At 39.0% G+C, this 1257-nt stretch carries 2 tRNA genes; both read right to left on the bottom strand.

The features are described from left to right. Positions 1-1059: 1059 nt before the first annotated feature. A tRNA-Gly gene (locus tag F9Y84_RS21810) sits at positions 1060-1135 on the bottom strand. 35 nt (positions 1136-1170) lie between these two features. Continuing rightward, positions 1171-1257 (bottom strand) — tRNA-Leu (locus F9Y84_RS21805).

Below are 1257 nucleotides of genomic sequence, written 5' to 3'. Positions count from 1 at the left end.
CACTCAGTTCAATTGAGACTCTAAATTTGTTTGCGTCATCTAGCGAACTAGATTCTGCTGTTAGAACTCAATCTGTACGAGTGCCCACACAGATGATTGCTTCATATTGTTAAAGAACATTCCGGCTGCCCGGTACGATGACTTATCATCGCTGCGCCGTTAGCGCCGAGGGTTGTGCATTCTAAGCATTTCCCATTTGTTGTCAACACTTAATTTTGAATTTCTTTAGAAGAAGTTTCGAACTTAAGTTTTACTTGACCCCCGACTCGCTGGCTCGTTGCTTTTCAGCGCTACTCCCCGTGTCGGTGGATGCGCATTATAGGGAGATCCGATTTAAGTGCAACCCTTTTTTTAAAGAAAATTGCGAAAAAACGTTTGTTCGAGCAAAAATAAAGCGAAACGTCCATTTTTAATACTTTAATGTGCAAAAAAAGGGCTAAAAGGAGTCACTACTATTGCTTATAAGCATTTTTCACTTTATCCGCTGGCAAATAGTGAGTTATCAATGCAAAAGCCCTTCTTAAATAAGACCTGAGCTACTTAATTGTTTAAGCGTTGGCTTAAGCACTTTAATAAGATAATACTTCATCTACTTGACCACTGAATTTCAAAGCACTCTCTTAATGACAGCAACTTTGTTTGCTGTTCTTGAAAATATATTGCCCAAGTGAAACCGATCTAGTACTCACTCATTAGCGATAAACAAATTTTAAATACGGGGTAGATTGAGAAATCGGTGGATCTGAAGCAAGTTAAAAAGCGCTAATGGATAAATTAGCCAAAACGGTCAAACCACATTTTTTGGCAGGTCTCAATATGTAAAAAGCTAATATAAGTGTAGTAAACACAACACAGTCAAAGAATCGGCATTTATAATTGGTCAATTTGATGTTAACTACGTTAAAAGTGACTTATATTGAGCAATAATTAAAAGGGTTAGTATCACCTCAAACCACCATCAAGATTAATCCCTTTAAAGATAAACTAGGGATAATTATTCGGTATGAACTAGCATTAAAATAGGAAATTTAGAAAAGAAGTAAACTATGTGATTAGATTTGGAGCGAGTAACGAGGTTCGAACTCGTGACCTCGACCTTGGCAAGGTCGCGCTCTACCAGCTGAGCTATACTCGCGTTCCATAAATCATTTATAGTCACCTTACTATAAATGGTGCCCGGGGCCGGACTTGAACCGGCACGCTGTTACCAGCGAGGGATTTTAAATCCCTTGTGTCTACCAATTCCACCACCCGGGC

This window comes from Pseudoalteromonas peptidolytica (assembly GCF_012641745.1).
Classification (GTDB): Bacteria; Pseudomonadota; Gammaproteobacteria; order Enterobacterales; family Alteromonadaceae; genus Pseudoalteromonas; species Pseudoalteromonas peptidolytica.
Note: the sequence above shows the minus strand (reverse complement) of the source record. Positions and strands in the feature narration are given on the sequence as shown.